Origin of the sequence: Bacteroides luti, from assembly GCF_900128905.1 — a bacterium.
Lineage (GTDB): Bacteria > Bacteroidota > Bacteroidia > Bacteroidales > Bacteroidaceae > Bacteroides > Bacteroides luti.
In genome coordinates this window covers 1-17,335 of record NZ_FQTV01000005.1, presented here as the reverse complement: position 1 = coordinate 17,335, position 17,335 = coordinate 1, and the positions used below count along the sequence as shown (strand labels likewise).

Genomic DNA, 17,335 nt, shown 5'->3' with positions numbered 1-17,335 from the left:
GCCCCTGTTTTTGTTTTTTCGGGTTTCTATCTGAGACCTTTTTCAAGATTCAGAGACTTAATTTTACTATCTTTGAGAATCTCCTTTCTTGAAACGGAATTTATTATTCTTTTTCTCCGAAAGCTAAATCTCCGGCATCTCCTAATCCCGGAACAATATAAGAGTGAGAATCAATTTCAGGGTCAACTGCTGCACACCAGATAGTTGTGTTTTCTTCAGGAAGAACTTTTTGGATATAGTCAAGGGCTTGCTGGCTTGCAATAATACATGCAATATGTATTTCGTCTGGGCGACCTTTTGTTAACATAGCTCCGTAGCTAAGTTCCAATGAGCTTCCCGTTGCAAGCATTGGGTCTGTAATAATCAGTGTTTTACCGGCAATTCTTGGAGATGCAATATATTCAATATTGATTTCAAACTTAAGTGCATCCTTGTACTTACGGTATGCAGAAACAAAAGCATTCTCTGCTGTGTCGAAATAATTTAGGAATCCTTGGTGGAAAGGAAGTCCTGCACGAAGAATTGTACTGATAACGATTCTGTTATCCGGAGTATTTGTAGGAGCAATACCCAGCGGAGTCTGAATGTTTTTGGTTGAGTAGGTAAACTCTTTACTCATCTCGTATGCCATAATCTCGCCAATGCGTTCAATATTACGTCGGAAACGCAAACGGTCGTTTTGAACTTCTACGTTTCTTATTTCTGAAACGTACTGATTTAGGATGGAATTTGTTTCACCGAAATTGATAATCTTCATTGTTTTTTTATTAAATAATTTATTATTTGATTTGTTCTATCATTTTTATATACATGTTTCTCCATCCTTTCCAAAAACTATCTTCAGCTAATGAAGAATTGTGGAAAAGAGTTATGAAATCACCATTAACAGCTTTTACTTTTGTAGCAAGCTCTTTAATCTTTTCAAGAGCTTCCTGAGGATTCATGTTGAAATCTCTATTCAAGGTAACATCCATAACTGCAGTTGGGTGAATGATGAGATTTGTTTCCTGCTCTTTTTCTAAATCATAGAATGTAAATGGAATACTTGTTCCTGCTCGGAATCCATATTGATTAGAATATAAAACGGAGTAATCATCGCTAATGTCTGCATTCAATAACTGTCTGAAAGTCTCAGGAAACCTAAAACGTAAGAAATGCTGTCTGCTAGCTTCAATTCTTCTATTCAGAATTCTCTCCAACTCCATTTTTTCTTCACAAAACTGTAGGTTATTGAATGCTGCTATATACGAAGGATGGATATTTACCTCATGTTTTCCGGCTATTCTTCTTAACATTTTTCTATAGCGTTTGGATGCGTAAATATACCTTCGGTCAAATTTGCCGTAAGGTCCTACGTGCACAAAGAAAAGTCCCTTAACTCCAAGGTCTTGATAAAGCTGGAGAAGGAACTCGAAATTAAAATATATATCTTCTTTTAAATGTAGAATAGTTAAAAGACGCTCTCTGAAAATGGAAAAATCCATTTTTATTAAGTCTTTCGTCAGACAAAGTAAATTTAATGCAAAACCTTTATTCCTGTAAAGATAAGGATGATCAATATCAATCGTAGGAATAAAACGGAATGATCGTGGCAAGAACTTGCATTCGGGATAAGCTTTAAGCAATTCAGTTTTGAGTGCATAAGCCCATTGATCAACTATGGGCTCTTCAATGCACCCCATTTTATTTAAAATGCTATTAGTGTATTGATATCGTCCGTGATTATCAAGTGTTACTGAATGGTATTCTTCATATCGGGTAATTAAATAAAAAGCTGCCGCAAATAAATCAAAAGGAATATCTCCTTTTTCTTGTGAAAAGAAAGCTGGCATATTTTTCCAGAGAATAATGTTACCGATCTCTGTTTTTTCAATACCTATATTATATAATAAGGAGTGAGGAACAATCCAGATACCTTTATTAAGATCTTCAGTGGAATAATTGATAGATGGTAATTGTGAATTGATAAATTCCTGTTTATTAGTGGAAAAAAAGAACTCAACTCCCAATATATCTTTGAATATCCGGGAAAAAATATACACCAATCTTGAGCTCTTTTTATGAGCAAATACTATTATCATTGCTTCCTTGCTTACCAATTTGCAAAATAACGAAAATTCTTTTAAATGAATCGCAATGTCTTCGTTAAATTGTTATGTAATTATAAAACGTATCTAATTAAAGAAAAATTTCTTTAATATGTTATTTCTTTCCAAATAAAGTATTACTTTTGTATTCGATTTACAAGGATTACTTGAAACCAAGGTAAAGTAGATTAAAATAGAGATATAGTATTACCAATTTAAATTAATTCAAAAGAAATGGCAAACTTAGATTTAAGCAAGTATGGCATTGTAGGTGCAACTGAGATCCTACACAACCCATCTTACGAACAATTGTTCGCGGAAGAAACAAAAGCTGGTTTGGAAGGCTACGAAAAAGGTCAGGAAACAGAACTAGGCGCAGTTAATGTAATGACAGGTGTTTATACTGGTCGTTCTCCTAAAGATAAATTCTTTGTTAAAGACGCTACTACAGAAAATACTGTATGGTGGACTTCTGATGAATACAAGAATGATAACAAACCTCTTTCAACTGAAAGCTGGAATGTATTGAAAGGAATCGTTACTAAAGAACTTTCTAACAAGAAACTTTTTGTAATGGATACTTTCTGTGGTGCTAACGAAAATACTCGTTTGAAGATTCGTTTCATCATGGAAGTTGCTTGGCAGGCACATTTCGTTAAGAATATGTTCATCCGCCCAACTGAAGAAGAATTGGCTAACTATGGTGAACCAGATTTCGTTGTAATGAATGGTTCTAAAACTGATGCTGGCGAAAACTTTGCTGAACTTGGTTTGAACTCTAAAACATTCGTAGTATTCAACTTGACTGAAAAAATTCAGTTGATCGGTGGTACTTGGTATGGTGGTGAAATGAAGAAAGGTATGTTCTCTTACATGAACTACTTACTTCCATTACAAGGTATGGCTTCTATGCACTGCTCTGCAAACACTAACGAAAAAGGTGAAACAGCTATTTTCTTCGGTTTGTCAGGAACTGGTAAAACTACTCTTTCTACAGATCCAAAACGTCAGCTGATTGGTGATGACGAACACGGATGGGATGACGAAGGTGTATTCAACTTCGAAGGTGGTTGCTACGCTAAGGTTATTAACTTAAGCAAAGAACACGAACCAGATATCTACGCAGCTATCAAACGTGACGCTCTTCTTGAAAACGTTACTGTTGATGCTAACGGTAAGATCAACTTCGATGATAAATCAGTAACAGAAAACACTCGTGTTTCTTATCCTATTTATCACATCGAAAACATTGTTAAGCCAGTTTCTAAGGCTCCTGCAGCTAAGAAGGTAATCTTCTTGTCAGCTGACGCATTCGGTGTTCTTCCTCCAGTATCTATCTTATCTCCAGAACAAACTCAATATTACTTCCTTTCTGGTTTCACTGCTAAATTAGCTGGAACAGAACGTGGTATTACTGAACCAACTCCAACATTCTCTTCTTGTTTCGGTGCTGCATTCCTTTCTTTGCACCCAACAAAATATGCTCAGGAATTGGTTAAGAAGATGGATAAATCAGGTGCAAAAGCATACTTGGTTAACACAGGATGGAATGGTACTGGTAAGAGAATCTCTATCAAAGATACAAGAGGTATTATCGATGCTATCCTTGACGGTTCAATCGACAAGGCTGAAACTAAGACTATCCCTTACTTCTCATTTGTAGTTCCTACAGCTCTTCCAGGTGTAGATCCTAAGATCTTAGATCCTCGTGATACTTATGCTGATGCAGCTCAATGGGAAGAAAAAGCAAAAGATCTTTCTGCTCGTTTCATCAAGAACTTTGCTAAGTTCACAGGTAACGAAGCTGGTAAAGCATTAGTTGCTGCTGGTCCTCAACTTTAATAAAGTTACCCCCCCTTATATTTATAGAACCAAAAGAGGGCAGTCTTGTATGAGATTGCCCTCTTTTCATTTTATAGCTATAGAAGAATCTTTGATTTATTAGAGTTTATCTCTAGTTGCTTTTAGTTGTAATGCCATAAGATATTTATTAAAGAGACCTCTAGCTGTTAAAAGTTTCTATCTTCCTCCTGTAATGAATTTTAATGTGGCAGGGCAATGTTTGTGAAGGATAGAATGAAGCATGATGATAAGTATTATTATTACTATTGGGGAAGTAAAGTATAGTGTGATTAATTCTATCTCACTATTTGGCTCAATGACTTTAAAAAGAGTTTTTCTCAATAGTCGCTGTAGGGGCTCATGCATGGCATAAATCAAGAAGCTGGCATTAGAAAGCTTTGTTATAATCTGTAGCTTATTCTTTTTAACTAAACATGCAGTGATATTAATGAAAAATATAATTCCAGCTATTATTCCCAATTTGTGAATATAAATATTATATATGTAGCTTTTAGTTACAAAATCCGATAAAACAAGAATAGGATATATTAAATAGCTAAAACGAATGTGCTGAAATTGGTAATGAAGGAATGATTTATTTTCAAGACTAAAATATGCCCCTAATGAAAAGAAAAACAATGAAGTAATACTGAATCCTGGAGTTTTTATCCAGAAACCTAAATACCAAAGAATACCAAGTATTATAATTCCCCAATTTTTAATGCTGGTAATAATTATTTTTATTATAGGACTAAGTACAGCTATAACCATTAAATCTCTCAGGAACCAGAATTGCCCTACTATAGGGTCGCTTCCTTCTAAGGCCCAAAATGCACAAAGAAAATCATAAAATGAATAGTCTTTGATAAGTTTATGTTCTCCGGAAAATAATGTACTAACAGATGGAATTATTTGTGCTGTGTAAAATAGAACTAGGATTAATGTATTCCAGAATAAATATGGGATAAGGAGGCTTCTTACTCTTTTCTTAATTTTATTATTATAGCTATTCTGCTTTTTTAGAAAGAACAGATACCCTGATATTAAAAAAAAGCAAGGAACGCATACACTTGTGAGTATTCTGGATATTAGGTATTGAATGCTGTCATTTATAGGAAACTGATTCGATATTCCCACGGTCTCACCATTAATTGTTAGTTCTCCATAAGCATGAGTGAAGACGATGCCTATAATTAATGGTAGTCTTAAGAACGAGATAATTTTCGATTCTAGCTTTTCTGCAGACATATTTTTTCTTTTTTTAAAGAAAAAGCCTGAAAGTGAACTTCCAGGCTTTATTATGTGGATCGATTCTTGAACCAATTATGATCTTGAACTACGTTTGCGTTCATTTTCATCTAAGATGACTTTGCGCATACGCATGTGTTTAGGAGTGATTTCTACATATTCGTCTTCCTTAATGTATTCCAACGCTTCTTCAAGTGAGAAAACAATAGGAGGAATAATTCTGGCTTTATCATCAGTACCGGAAGCACGAGTATTAGTCAGTTTCTTTGATTTGGTTACATTAACCACAAGGTCGTTGTCTTTGCAGTGTTCACCAACAACTTGTCCGGCATAGACCTCTTCCTGAGGGAAGATAAAGAACTTACCACGATCCTGAAGTTTGTCGATTGCATAAGCAAATGCTGTACCTGCTTCCATTGCAACGATAGAACCGTTGGTGCGACGTTCGATTTCTCCCTTGTGTGGTTGGTATTCTTTGAAGCGGTGAGCCATGATAGCTTCTCCGGCAGATGCAGTAAGTACGTTAGTACGCAAACCGATGATACCGCGTGAAGGCATATCAAATGTCATGGTGATACGTTCTCCGTTATTTTCCATAGAAGTCATTTCGCCTTTTCTACGAGTAACCATATCAATAATCTTACTTGAATATTCTTCAGTAACATTGATTGTAAGTTCTTCAATAGGCTCACATTTTCTTCCATCTATTTCTTTATAGATAACCTGTGGTTGACCTACCTGAAGTTCATATCCTTCACGACGCATAGTCTCGATTAGGACGGACAAGTGAAGTACACCACGGCCAAATACTAACCATTTATCGGATGTGTCACTTTTTTGAACGCGAAGAGCAAGGTTTTTATCCAATTCTTTTTCCAAGCGGTCGTTGATGTGGCGGGATGTCACAAATTTACCATCTTTTCCAAAGAAAGGAGAATCATTGATAGTGAAGAGCATACTCATAGTTGGCTCGTCGATAGCAATTGGCTTCAATGGTTCAGGATTCTCAATGTCGCAGATTGAATCACCGATATCAAAATTTTCTATACCTATTAATGCACAAATATCACCTGAAGAGACTTCTTTTGTTTTAGCACGTCCAAGTCCCTCGAATACATGCACTTCTTTAATTTTCGATTTAACAATGGAACCATTTCTTTTCACCAAAGACACAGCCATGTTTTCAGTTAATGTACCACGGTGAACACGACCAATGGCAATACGTCCTGTAAATGAAGAATAATCCAGTGATGTGATTAACATCTGAGGAGTTCCTTCTAAAAATTCAGGAGCTGGAATATTTTCAACGATGCAATCCAATAAAGGAAGTATGTTGTCAGTAGGTTGTTGCCAGTCCTCGCTCATCCATCCATTCTTTGCAGAACCATAGATAACCGGGAAGTTTAACTGTTCTTCTGTAGCATCAAGGCTGCACATTAAATCGAATACCATTTCGTGAACTTCATCAGGACGGCAGTTTGGTTTGTCAACCTTGTTAATACAAACAACAGGTTTTAAACCGATTTCAAGTGCTTTTTGAAGAACGAAACGTGTTTGAGGCATTGGGCCTTCAAAAGCATCAACCAACAATACGCATCCGTCAGCCATATTAAGCACACGCTCAACTTCACCACCGAAGTCAGAGTGTCCCGGAGTATCAATAATGTTGATTTTTGTCCCTTTATAATTGATGGAAACGTTCTTTGAAAGAATTGTTATACCTCTTTCTCGTTCGAGGTCATTGTTATCCAGAATTAATTCACCACTTGTTTGATTGTCGCGGAACAAGTGTCCGGCTAAAAGCATCTTGTCGACTAGTGTCGTTTTCCCATGGTCAACATGGGCAATAATTGCAATGTTTCTAATATTTTGCATATAGGTAAGTAATTTGGCCGCAAAGGTACGACAAAATATCGGAACTTGTATATTAATTGATGTAAAAGCAACAGCTAACTCCCTGAAAAATGATGTATTAATGGAAATAATCTGCGTTTTAAAGTTAAAATAGGTTGGTTTAAAGAAAGTTATTAATAAAAAAGTCAATAAACTTATTAATTATTTGATTTAAAGCTTTGTGGAATAGAAGATAATATCTATCTTTGCACGCTCAAAGAAATATTTTATATATAAAAAATCTAAGAATTATGTATTTAGATGTAGCTAAGAAAAAAGAAATCTTTGAAAAGTACGGAAAGTCTAACACTGATACTGGGTCACCTGAATCTCAGATAGCATTGTTCTCATACCGTATTTCTCACCTGACTGAGCACCTTAAGCTCAACAGAAAAGATTATACCACAGAGAGATCATTAACTATTTTGGTAGGTAAACGTCGTAAATTACTTAACTACCTTAAAAACAATGATATCGAAAGATATCGTGCTATTGTTAAGACTCTCGGATTAAGAAAGTAATTTCTTACGAAAGTATTGTCAAGGTCGTTTCCTTTATAGGAGACGACCTTGTTTTTTTCTCCTCCCCTCCATAATCCTTAAAAATATTGAGAACAAAGTCCTTTTATGCGTGTTATTCTATATGTTATTCATAAAAGGTTATTTATTGATCCTGATAATTTCTTAGAAAACCCTTTTATTTGATTAAAGATTTATCTATTTTTGCCGATAATTGATAATGAATTAATATATTAAAGAGAATATATGGACAATAGTAAAATTGTAGGAGAGAAGATTAAAGCACTTCGTGAATCAAAAGAAATAAGTATTGAAGACTTGGCTGAACGTTCTGGTTTAGCGGTTGAGCAAATTGAACGTATTGAAAATAATATAGATATACCTTCTTTGGCGCCACTGATCAAAATCGCACGTGTGCTGGGAGTACGTTTAGGTACCTTCCTTGATGATATGACAGATGAAGGACCAGTGCTTTGTCGCAAGAAAGAGGCTTCTGATACCATTAGCTTCTCTAACAATGCTGTTCGTTCCCGCAAACATATGGAATACCATTCCCTTTCAAAATCGAAAGCGGATCGCCATATGGAACCTTTCATTATTGATGTTGCTGAAAGTTCGGATAATGAATTTATTCTTTCTTCTCACGAAGGTGAAGAATTTATTATGGTTATGGAAGGAACCATGGAAATTAACTATGGAAAGAACACTTATGTACTTGAGGAAGGAGATAGTATTTATTATGATTCTATTGTTCCTCACCATGTGCATGCTTTTGAAGGACAAGCTGCTAAAATATTAGCCGTAATCTATACTCCTATTTAATACATAATACACATCTATGCAGTTATTTGACAGAACCTTGGGGCAGTGGCTGGAGCACTGGGCTGAGGTAACTCCCGATAAGGAATACATTGTTTATTCCGACAGAAACTTACGCTTTACCTGGAAGCAATTTAATGATCGTGTTGATGAAATGGCAAAGGGTCTTCTTTCTATTGGCGTAACCAAAGGTTCGCATGTAGGAATCTGGGCGACTAATGTACCCGACTGGCTTACATATCTTTATGCCTGTGCCAAGATTGGTGCCATATATGTTACGGTTAATACCAATTATAAGCTGTCTGAGTTGGAATATCTTTGCAAAAATTCAGATATGCACACATTATGTATTACCAACGGCGACAGAGATAGCGACTTTGTGGATATGGTCTATAAAATGTTGCCTGAACTAAAAACTTGCCAACGTGGACATCTTGAGAGTAAACATTTTCCTGAAATGAAGAATGTGATTTACATAGGTCAGGAAAAGTTGCGCGGAATGTATAATTCACAAGAAATACTTCTTCTTGGACGTAATATGGATAACAGCGGTCTGGATGAAGCTAAAAAGCAGGTAAATTGTCATGATGTTGTAAATATGCAGTATACCTCCGGTACTACTGGTTTCCCAAAAGGGGTTATGCTTTCTCATCATAATATTGCAAACAATGGCTATCTAACCGGTGAGCACATGAAGTTTACGGCCGATGATAAGCTTTGTTGTTGTGTACCTCTGTTTCACTGTTTTGGGGTAGTACTTGCATCAATGAATGTGTTAACACATGGATGTACACAAGTAATGGTAGAGCGTTTTGATCCGTTGGTTGTACTTGCTTCTATTCATAAAGAAAGGTGTACTGCTGTTTACGGTGTACCAACAATGTTCATTGCCGAACTCCATCATCCAATGTTCGATATGTTCGATCTTACTTCGCTTCGTACAGGTATTATGGCCGGATCACTCTGTCCTGTGGAACTAATGAAGCAGGTGCAAGAGAAAATGTATATGAAGGTTACCAGCGTTTACGGTCTTACAGAAACGTCGCCCGGTATGACTCAAACCCGAATAGACGATTCCTTTGAAGCCAGATGCAACACAGTGGGTTATGAGTTCGAATTTACTGAAGTAAAAGTTCTCGATCCGGAAACAGGTGAAGAGTGCCCAGTTGGCGTTCAGGGTGAAATGTGCAACCGTGGTTATAATACCATGAAAGGTTATTATAAGAATCCAGAAGCAACTGCTGAGGTTATAGATAAGAATGGATTCCTTCATTCAGGAGATCTTGGAATAAAAGACGAGGATGGTAATTACCGTATTACAGGTCGTATTAAGGATATGATTATTCGTGGAGGAGAAAATATTTATCCTCGTGAAATAGAAGAGTTCTTATATAAACTTCCAGGAGTGAAAGATGTACAGGTTGCCGGAGTACCATCTGAAAAGTATGGTGAAGAGGTCGGTGCATTTATTATTCTTCACGAAGGTGTTGATATGCAGACATCTGATGTTCGTGAATATTGCAAGGATAAAATATCAAGATATAAGATACCTAAATATGTATTCTTTATCAACGAATTCCCAATGACGGGAAGTGGTAAGATTCAGAAGTTTAAGCTGAAAGAAATGAGCTTAAAGCTTTGTGAAGAACAAGGTATTCAAATTATCTAATAGTTAGAACATAGCTTTTTTGTCCCGGCCAATAACATACGTTTTTGGTCGGGACTTCTTTTTTCTTAGCCTTTGATATTCTCTTTTTTGCTAAAAGGAAATAAAAGAAAGTATAAAGAGGTGAGTATCATACTTAAAAAATCCGAATACCTTTGTTGCACTATTTAGAAAACCTTATCTTTGCCAAATTAATTTAATAAACTAATTATATTTTAGTATGTCTACAAAATTATTCTCTGAACTGCCTTATAAAGTGGCAGACATTACGCTTGCAGACTTTGGTCGCAAGGAACTCGATTTGGCAGAACAAGAAATGCCCGGGCTTATGGCTCTTCGCGAAAAGTATGGAGAATCTAAACCTCTGAAAGGTGCTCGTATTATGGGCTCACTTCACATGACTATCCAGACTGCAGTGTTAATTGAAACATTAGTTGCTTTGGGTGCAGATGTTCGTTGGTGCTCATGTAATATATATTCTACACAAGATCATGCAGCTGCTGCTATTGCTGCTGCCGGAGTTCCTGTTTTTGCATGGAAAGGTGAAACTTTGGAAGAATATTGGTGGTGTACACTTCAGGCTTTAACATTCCCAGGTCACCAGGGACCTACAGTGATTGTTGACGATGGCGGTGATGCTACCATGATGATTCATTGTGGATATGACGCAGAAAAAGATGCTTCTTTCCTTGATAACGAAGTTAGCGCTGAAGATGAAAAGCAATTATATGCTATTCTGAAGAATGTTTTGAAGGAAGATAATGGTATTTGGGGACGTATGGTACCTGAAATCCGTGGTGTTTCTGAAGAAACAACAACAGGTGTTCACCGTTTGTATCAAATGAAGGAAGAAGGAAAGCTTCTGTTCCCTGCATTTAACGTAAACGACTCTGTTACTAAATCTAAGTTCGATAACCTATATGGTTGCCGTGAATCTTTGGCTGATGGTATCAAACGTGCTACAGATGTAATGATTGCCGGTAAGGTCGTTGTTGTTTGTGGTTACGGTGATGTTGGTAAAGGATGTTCTCACTCAATGCGTTCTTACGGAGCAAGAGTGCTGGTTACTGAAATTGACCCTATTTGTGCTCTTCAGGCTGCAATGGAAGGTTTCGAAGTAGTAACTATGGAAGAAGCTGCAAGCCAGGGAAATATTTTTGTTACTACTACCGGTAATATTGATATCATTCGTATCGATCATATTGAAAAGATGAAAGATCAGGCTATCATCTGTAACATTGGTCACTTCGACAATGAAATTCAGGTTGAGAAATTAAAGAACTACCCAGGAATCGAATGTCGCAACATCAAACCACAGGTAGATCAGTATTTCTTCCCAGATGGACACTCTATTCTTCTTCTTGCTGACGGTCGTTTGGTTAACCTTGGTTGTGCTACAGGTCACCCATCATTCGTAATGAGTAACTCATTTACAAACCAGACATTGGCTCAGATAGAATTGTTCAAGAAGAAATATGAGATTGATGTTTATCGTTTACCTAAGCATTTGGACGAAGAAGTTGCTCGCCTTCACCTGGAAAAGATTGGTGTGAAATTAACCAAGCTTACTCCGGAACAAGCTGCTTATATCGGAGTATCTCCTGATGGACCTTATAAAGCAGAACATTACAGATATTAATCCATAAAAATAAATTGTGAGTAGAAAGTTCAACTATTAAAGATTATGATGAAGAAATCATTGCCGGATATTATTGCGATAATAGCATTTGTTGTTATATCGGTTGCTTATTTCTTTCCTGCTATAACTGAGGGAAGAGTTCTTGCCCAACATGATTCTGTTGCAAGTATCGGACTGGGGCAGGAGTCGAAAGAATTCACCGAGAAAACGGGAGAGAAAACCAGGTGGACTAATGCAATATTTGGTGGCATGCCTACTTATCAGATCTCGCCAACTTATGATTCTACCAATGTAGTCAGAGGTGTCGAAAATGTTTATAAACTGTTTTTGCCCGATTATGTTTATATGGTATTTATCATGTTGCTTGGCTTCTATATCCTTATGCGGGCATTCGACTTTTCAGTCTATCTGTCCGTATTGGGAGCAATAGTATGGGCTTTCTCTTCTTACTTCTTTATTATTATAGGTGCAGGTCACATCTGGAAATTTGTAACTCTGGCTTATATTCCGCCAACAATAGCAGGTATTGTGCTGGCATACCGAAAGAAATACCTTATTGGTGGTGTGCTTACCGCTTTTTTTATTGCGCTGCAGATTCTTTCTAACCACGTACAAATGACCTACTATTTTCTGTTCGTCATTCTGTTTATGGTTATTGCTTATTTTGTTGAGGCTTACAAAAATAAAGAGCTGCCACATTTCTTTAAGGCAAGTGGTGTATTGGTTATCGCTGCCTTAGTGGGTGTATCAGTAAATATCTCTAATCTGTATCATACATACAAGTATAGCAAAGATACCATGCGCGGTAAGTCCGAATTGGTGAAACAAAACTCAGCCAACCAGACTAACAGCGGATTGGAACGCGATTATATTGTTCAGTGGAGTTATGGTATAGGAGAAACATTCTCTTTACTTGTTCCTGATGTTAAAGGTGGAGCTTCTGTTCCATTGGCTAACAATGAATCTGCAATGAAGAAAGCAGATCCTACTTATGCTCAGCTTTACGCTCAGATAGGACAATATTGGGGAGAACAACCCGGTACTTCTGGTCCTGTTTATGTTGGTGCATTCATATTGACACTCTTTATTCTGGGACTTTTCATTGTAAAAACTCCTGTAAAATGGGCATTGCTTGCTGCTACGGTCTTGTCAATACTCCTTTCCTGGGGAAAGAACTTTATGGGCTTTACCGATTTCTTCCTCGATTATATTCCAATGTATTCCAAGTTCAGGGCAGTATCTTCAATTCTTGTTATAGCAGAGTTTACTATTCCATTACTGGCTATACTTGCATTAAAGGAGATTGTTGAAAAGCCTGAGATTCTGAAACAGAATCTGAAGCAATTCTATATCAGCTTAGGATTAACTGGAGGTGTTGCTTTACTGTTTGCCTTAGCTCCAACGCTCTTCTTCCCTTCTTATATTTCATCAGGGGAGATGCAAGCTTTGCAAAACGGTATTCCGGCAGAACAGTTATCGCCGATAATCGCAAACCTTACCCAGATTCGTCAAAGCATCTTCACATCAGATGCATGGAGAAGCGTTATTATAATCTTGATTGGTGCTGCCTTAGTCCTTGCATACAATGCAGGTAAACTAAAAGCAAACCTGATGGTTCTGGCTCTTACAGTTCTCTGCTTAGGAGATATGTGGAGTGTGGATAAGCGTTATTTGAAGGATTCTGATTTTATTGAACCGGAACAAAGAATGGTTTCTGTTCAGAAAACTCAGACCGATGAGTATATTCTTCGTGATAAGAGTCTGGATTACCGCGTTCTTAACTTTGCAGTAAGCACTTTCAATGATAACAATACATCTTACTGGCATAAGAGTGTGGGTGGTTATCATCCGGCTAAGCTGAGACGTTATCAGGAGATGATTGACCATCATATTTCAAAAGAGATGGCATATCTACAACATCAGATTCCTGCGGTTCAAGGGGATATGACAAAGATAAACCCTGATTCAATCAGTGTAATAAATATGTTGAATACTAAATACTTTATCTTCCCTACAGGTAACAGTCAAACAGCGCCACTTCAGAACCCGTATGCTTATGGCAATGCATGGTTTGTTGAAAATGTGAAGTACGTACAGAATGCAAACGAGGAAATTGATGCTTTGAATACAACAGTGCCTACTAAAACAGCAGTTGTGTCTAATGACTTCAAACAAGTATTTAATGGTGTTCAAACAGCATTTAAAGATTCTTTGTCCACTGTTAAACTAACCTCTTATGCACCGAACGCACTGACGTATGAAACTTCTTCATCTAAGGACGGAGTAGTTGTCTTCTCTGAAATCTATTATCCGGGATGGCAGGCTTATCTTGACGGACAAGCAGTAGATCATGGTCGTGCCGACTATATTCTTCGTGCTATGAAGGTTCCAGCTGGTAAACATAAGATTGAATTTAAGTTCGATCCTCAGTCTATTCATACAACCGAGAATATTGCTTATGTTGCTTTAGGAGTATTGATACTTGGTGCAATAGGAGTGATTGTAATTGAAGTAAGAAAGAAGAAACAGTAATATTACTGATAAGAAATAAGAATCGCCGGTTAAGTATATTTTAGTGCTTAACCGGCGATTCTGTTATTTAGGCATTACCAAAATATACATTTCAATAGAATTACATGTCTTCGAGAGTCAGGCAAGCAGTCTCTATTTCATATTTAAAAAATAATCTCGTGCGTACTGTTTCAATCTTTTGTTGAAATAGTTCTGGCTTGAAGTTCTTGCGTTGACGTTTTACTTCGGCAATAAAGACTTTGGATGATTCTGCTGAAATTGCAATGATATCTATTTCATTCTGATCCACATTCTTTCCTTTAGAGGTTTCCCACCAGGAACCTATGTTTTTATAAATCTGTTTTTCTCTGAGTTGTTCACGAAAGTACCGTTCCAATGTCGAACCGGAATAGGTTGGATAATCAGCTTTTACGATTTCGGCAAGTTTTGTGAATAATCCAGCTTGTACAAAATCCTGATGTTTCACAATGTATCTGAACCAGAAACGCAAAAAGTTATCAGTAATTTCATATCGTACATTTTGAGTTCCTTCTTTAGCTAATATAGGCCTTTTCTTAGCAATCACTTCATAATCCTCTTCCAGGCGTTGCAATAACCCCCCCACACTGGCATTGCCTATAAATTCAGATATTCCGGAAGCAGTGTTATTACCTGAAGCAATGGCCGAAAGAATGGCATAATAATTACCATATTTTTTCCCAAATTCCTGAATGAGCAAAACATTTCCTTCTTCAAGAAAAATAGAATTTTCTTGTATAACGGAATCGATCATTTTTTTCATTGTGAAACATCCCTTATCCAGTAGAAGCTCAATATATTTTGGAACTCCACCAGTGAGTGTATAAAGAGCTAAAAGATCATCATTCGTATAGTTTGGATGATAATCGGATAATATTTGTTTGAGAACTGTGGTAGTAAACGGTTTTAATTTGATAATACTATCGCAACGTCCATACAAAGGTTCTTTATAGTCCATAAATATTTTGTGCATAAGTGTATAGACTGAACCGCTTGCGATCCAATTAACGTAAGTTGTATCTTTGTATCTATCCCAAATATCTTGTATTCCACTATATATAGATGGGTTTATGTAAAAAAACTCTTGAAATTCATCTATGACTAAATTAAACGATAGGTTTTTACCAATAGTCATTAAAGATTCAAAAAGACTCACAAAAGAGGTAACCTCAGATGATACGTATGTATTTAATGAGTGACTTACCGTTTCTGCAAACTGTGAGCATAATGTAGCCTCATTACTTCTGCGAACAAATAGATATACAGTAGGAGTTTTTTCACAACTCTTTAAAATCAGCTTTGTCTTGCCGATACGTCTGCGTCCGGTCAAAGCAGTCATTTGAGAATGATTGTTGAATGCAACATCTCTTGTCTGAAGCAATAACTCTAATTCTTGTTCTCGATTATAAAATTTCATAAGGCTTATTTATTTTATCGCCACCGTTATTTTCGCGGCGGCAAAATTTTACACAAATATAGATGTTTCTAAATAAACAATGAAATTTCGCAATGGTTATTTTCGCCGCCGCGAAAATATGCTACTTAAAAGTATATTCTTAGGAATTTATTTAACCAACTCAAGAAGTAATATGTTGCCATATTAGGAAGCCTTAATTTGCCAAATCGGGAAAAGAAATAATGCCAAACTCGGAAATATGTATTTTATTTATGATTGACAGAATATTCTTATTTATTAAAAATCGCCGATTAAGTCTATTTTAGTGCTTAACCGTCGATTTTGTTTATTGCGTATTCGTTTGGTACTGTATTTGCTAAACGAAAATTTTACTTAAAATGTACTCGGCAAAGCCAACAACTGATATTGTATTGTCTTAGCTAAACGATAATGACCTAAAGCATTTGGATGCAGACGATCGGTTTTGCTGTCATGAAAATACGGAACGTTGGAATCGTTTAATGGATATAATCCGCTTATAGAATGCAAATCAATTAGCGGAACAGCCCAATAATCACTAGCTTGTTTCAAAACTTCTATATACGAATCAATGTATAGGCCGAGATCATTAGCATAGTTCTCATCAGGCTGCACATTCTTTTGGCTGAATGTAGCGAAAGCTCGATGAATCGGTGTCATAATAACAATCTGTTTATTGCCATAATGTGTCTTCAAGAATGACATTACTTTGTTAATCCGACCACAAAAAGTTGAGTCGCAAAATATTGGTTCGCGATGCTTGCGCGTTACTGTTTGTCCGTTGAAATTAGTCTTCTGAGTTGTTTCAGTAAAGAACTTGCCTAGCGGAGTATTGTGGTTATAATCATTTGTACCGGCCCAAATAAAAATGGCATCAATGGAATCTGCTTTTTCGCTGTATAATTTATCCGCCATTTTATATATACCATCCCATTGGTAGCCACTCTTTGCATATACACAATAATCAGTACCCAGAAGTTCTTTCAGATACTGCCAGTACCATACGGATGTGGCATTATTGCCGGGATCGGTCATTGAATCGCCTAGGAATGCTATTTTTTTGCCCTGCCATTGTGTGCTAAGTGTCTTTTCGTTTTCTTTGATAGTCACCTTTCCCATGACCGATTGTCCATTCTGGGCATTAACTAAAGCTGGTGCCAAGTTTTGTACGACCAGCAATAATGTAATTACATACTTCTTCATAATATTTTATTTATTGATAAACAGCGTTGTTTTTGTATTTTCATTCATTATTCGTCTAATGAACTCTTTCATAATGTATAAACCAGACAAACTTAGTGTATATTTTCGATTAATTGTTGCCACAGATTAAGAAATTATTCAGGCCCGCTGTGGTTGATAAACAGTGAAGCTAATATTTATATAAAAATTGATATTGATAATCAATGCTTTATAAATATTAGGTGGCAGAGGTGGCAGTAAAAATGCCTTTTTTGCCTTTCCAGAAATAAAAATCTGAAAAATCAGCAAATTGCGGAATTTTCAAATTTTAGTTTTCAGAATCGAAAAAAGTATTATTTCTCTGCCACCTCTTCTATGTTGTAATCCAAATTATAAGAGTATTATTAATATTTATTATACTTTTTATTAGCTTTGTAATCAGGCAGTTGAAGAGGA

Annotated in this window: 12 protein-coding genes; 6 read left to right on the top strand and 6 right to left on the bottom strand. The window is 36.4% G+C overall.

Features of this window, described 5'->3' with window-relative positions:
- Nucleotides 1-103: 103 nt before the first annotated feature.
- Together upp and BUC21_RS05660 are read right to left on the bottom strand one after the other, a co-directional pair.
- Nucleotides 104-757 carry a uracil phosphoribosyltransferase gene (upp, locus tag BUC21_RS05665; protein ID WP_073400114.1) on the bottom strand — a complete coding sequence of 218 codons (654 nt, stop codon included), beginning with the start codon at nucleotides 755-757 and terminating at the stop codon, nucleotides 104-106.
- A gap of 22 nt (nucleotides 758-779) precedes the next feature.
- A complete protein-coding gene (locus BUC21_RS05660) occupies nucleotides 780-2,081 on the bottom strand; it encodes a polysaccharide deacetylase family protein (RefSeq protein ID WP_073400112.1) in 1,302 nt (433 codons plus the stop codon).
- Nucleotides 2,082-2,321: 240 nt separating this feature from the next.
- Between BUC21_RS05660 and pckA the strand changes: the two genes are divergently transcribed.
- Nucleotides 2,322-3,929, top strand: coding sequence for a phosphoenolpyruvate carboxykinase (ATP) (gene pckA / locus BUC21_RS05655; RefSeq protein ID WP_073400110.1), 1,608 nt, complete (start codon nucleotides 2,322-2,324; stop codon nucleotides 3,927-3,929).
- Nucleotides 3,930-4,106: 177 nt separating this feature from the next.
- Here pckA and BUC21_RS05650 read toward each other — a convergent pair whose 3' ends face one another.
- Both BUC21_RS05650 and typA read right to left on the bottom strand, forming a co-directional pair.
- Nucleotides 4,107-5,177 carry an acyltransferase family protein gene (locus tag BUC21_RS05650; RefSeq protein ID WP_073400108.1) on the bottom strand — a complete coding sequence of 357 codons (1,071 nt, stop codon included), beginning with the start codon at nucleotides 5,175-5,177 and terminating at the stop codon, nucleotides 4,107-4,109.
- Between the two features lie 75 nt (nucleotides 5,178-5,252).
- Nucleotides 5,253-7,052 carry a translational GTPase TypA gene (gene typA / locus BUC21_RS05645; RefSeq protein WP_073400106.1) on the bottom strand — a complete coding sequence of 600 codons (1,800 nt, stop codon included), beginning with the start codon at nucleotides 7,050-7,052 and terminating at the stop codon, nucleotides 5,253-5,255.
- Between the two features lie 269 nt (nucleotides 7,053-7,321).
- Here typA and rpsO point away from each other — a divergent pair, with 269 nt between their 5' ends.
- From rpsO to BUC21_RS05620, 5 genes are all read left to right on the top strand, one after another.
- Entirely contained in the window at nucleotides 7,322-7,591 is a 270-nt protein-coding gene (rpsO, locus tag BUC21_RS05640) for a 30S ribosomal protein S15 (RefSeq protein WP_073400104.1), read from the top strand.
- A 243-nt stretch (nucleotides 7,592-7,834) separates the two neighbouring features.
- The gene (locus tag BUC21_RS05635) at nucleotides 7,835-8,410 is read left to right on the top strand and encodes a helix-turn-helix domain-containing protein (protein WP_073400102.1); all 576 of its coding nucleotides are present in this window, start codon (nucleotides 7,835-7,837) and stop codon (nucleotides 8,408-8,410) included.
- Nucleotides 8,411-8,426: 16 nt separating this feature from the next.
- Nucleotides 8,427-10,076, top strand: coding sequence for an AMP-binding protein (locus BUC21_RS05630; RefSeq protein WP_073400099.1), 1,650 nt, complete (start codon nucleotides 8,427-8,429; stop codon nucleotides 10,074-10,076).
- A gap of 217 nt (nucleotides 10,077-10,293) precedes the next feature.
- The gene (gene ahcY / locus BUC21_RS05625; protein WP_073400097.1) at nucleotides 10,294-11,712 is read left to right on the top strand and encodes an adenosylhomocysteinase; all 1,419 of its coding nucleotides are present in this window, start codon (nucleotides 10,294-10,296) and stop codon (nucleotides 11,710-11,712) included.
- Between the two features lie 48 nt (nucleotides 11,713-11,760).
- The gene (locus BUC21_RS05620) at nucleotides 11,761-14,244 is read left to right on the top strand and encodes a YfhO family protein (protein ID WP_073400515.1); all 2,484 of its coding nucleotides are present in this window, start codon (nucleotides 11,761-11,763) and stop codon (nucleotides 14,242-14,244) included.
- A 100-nt stretch (nucleotides 14,245-14,344) separates the two neighbouring features.
- Here the strand turns inward: BUC21_RS05620 and BUC21_RS05615 are convergent, their stop codons facing one another.
- A complete protein-coding gene (locus BUC21_RS05615; protein WP_073400095.1) occupies nucleotides 14,345-15,679 on the bottom strand; it encodes an ATP-binding protein in 1,335 nt (444 codons plus the stop codon).
- Between the two features lie 372 nt (nucleotides 15,680-16,051).
- Entirely contained in the window at nucleotides 16,052-16,900 is an 849-nt protein-coding gene (locus BUC21_RS05610; RefSeq protein ID WP_083547613.1) for an SGNH/GDSL hydrolase family protein, read from the bottom strand.
- Nucleotides 16,901-17,335 lie beyond the last annotated feature (435 nt).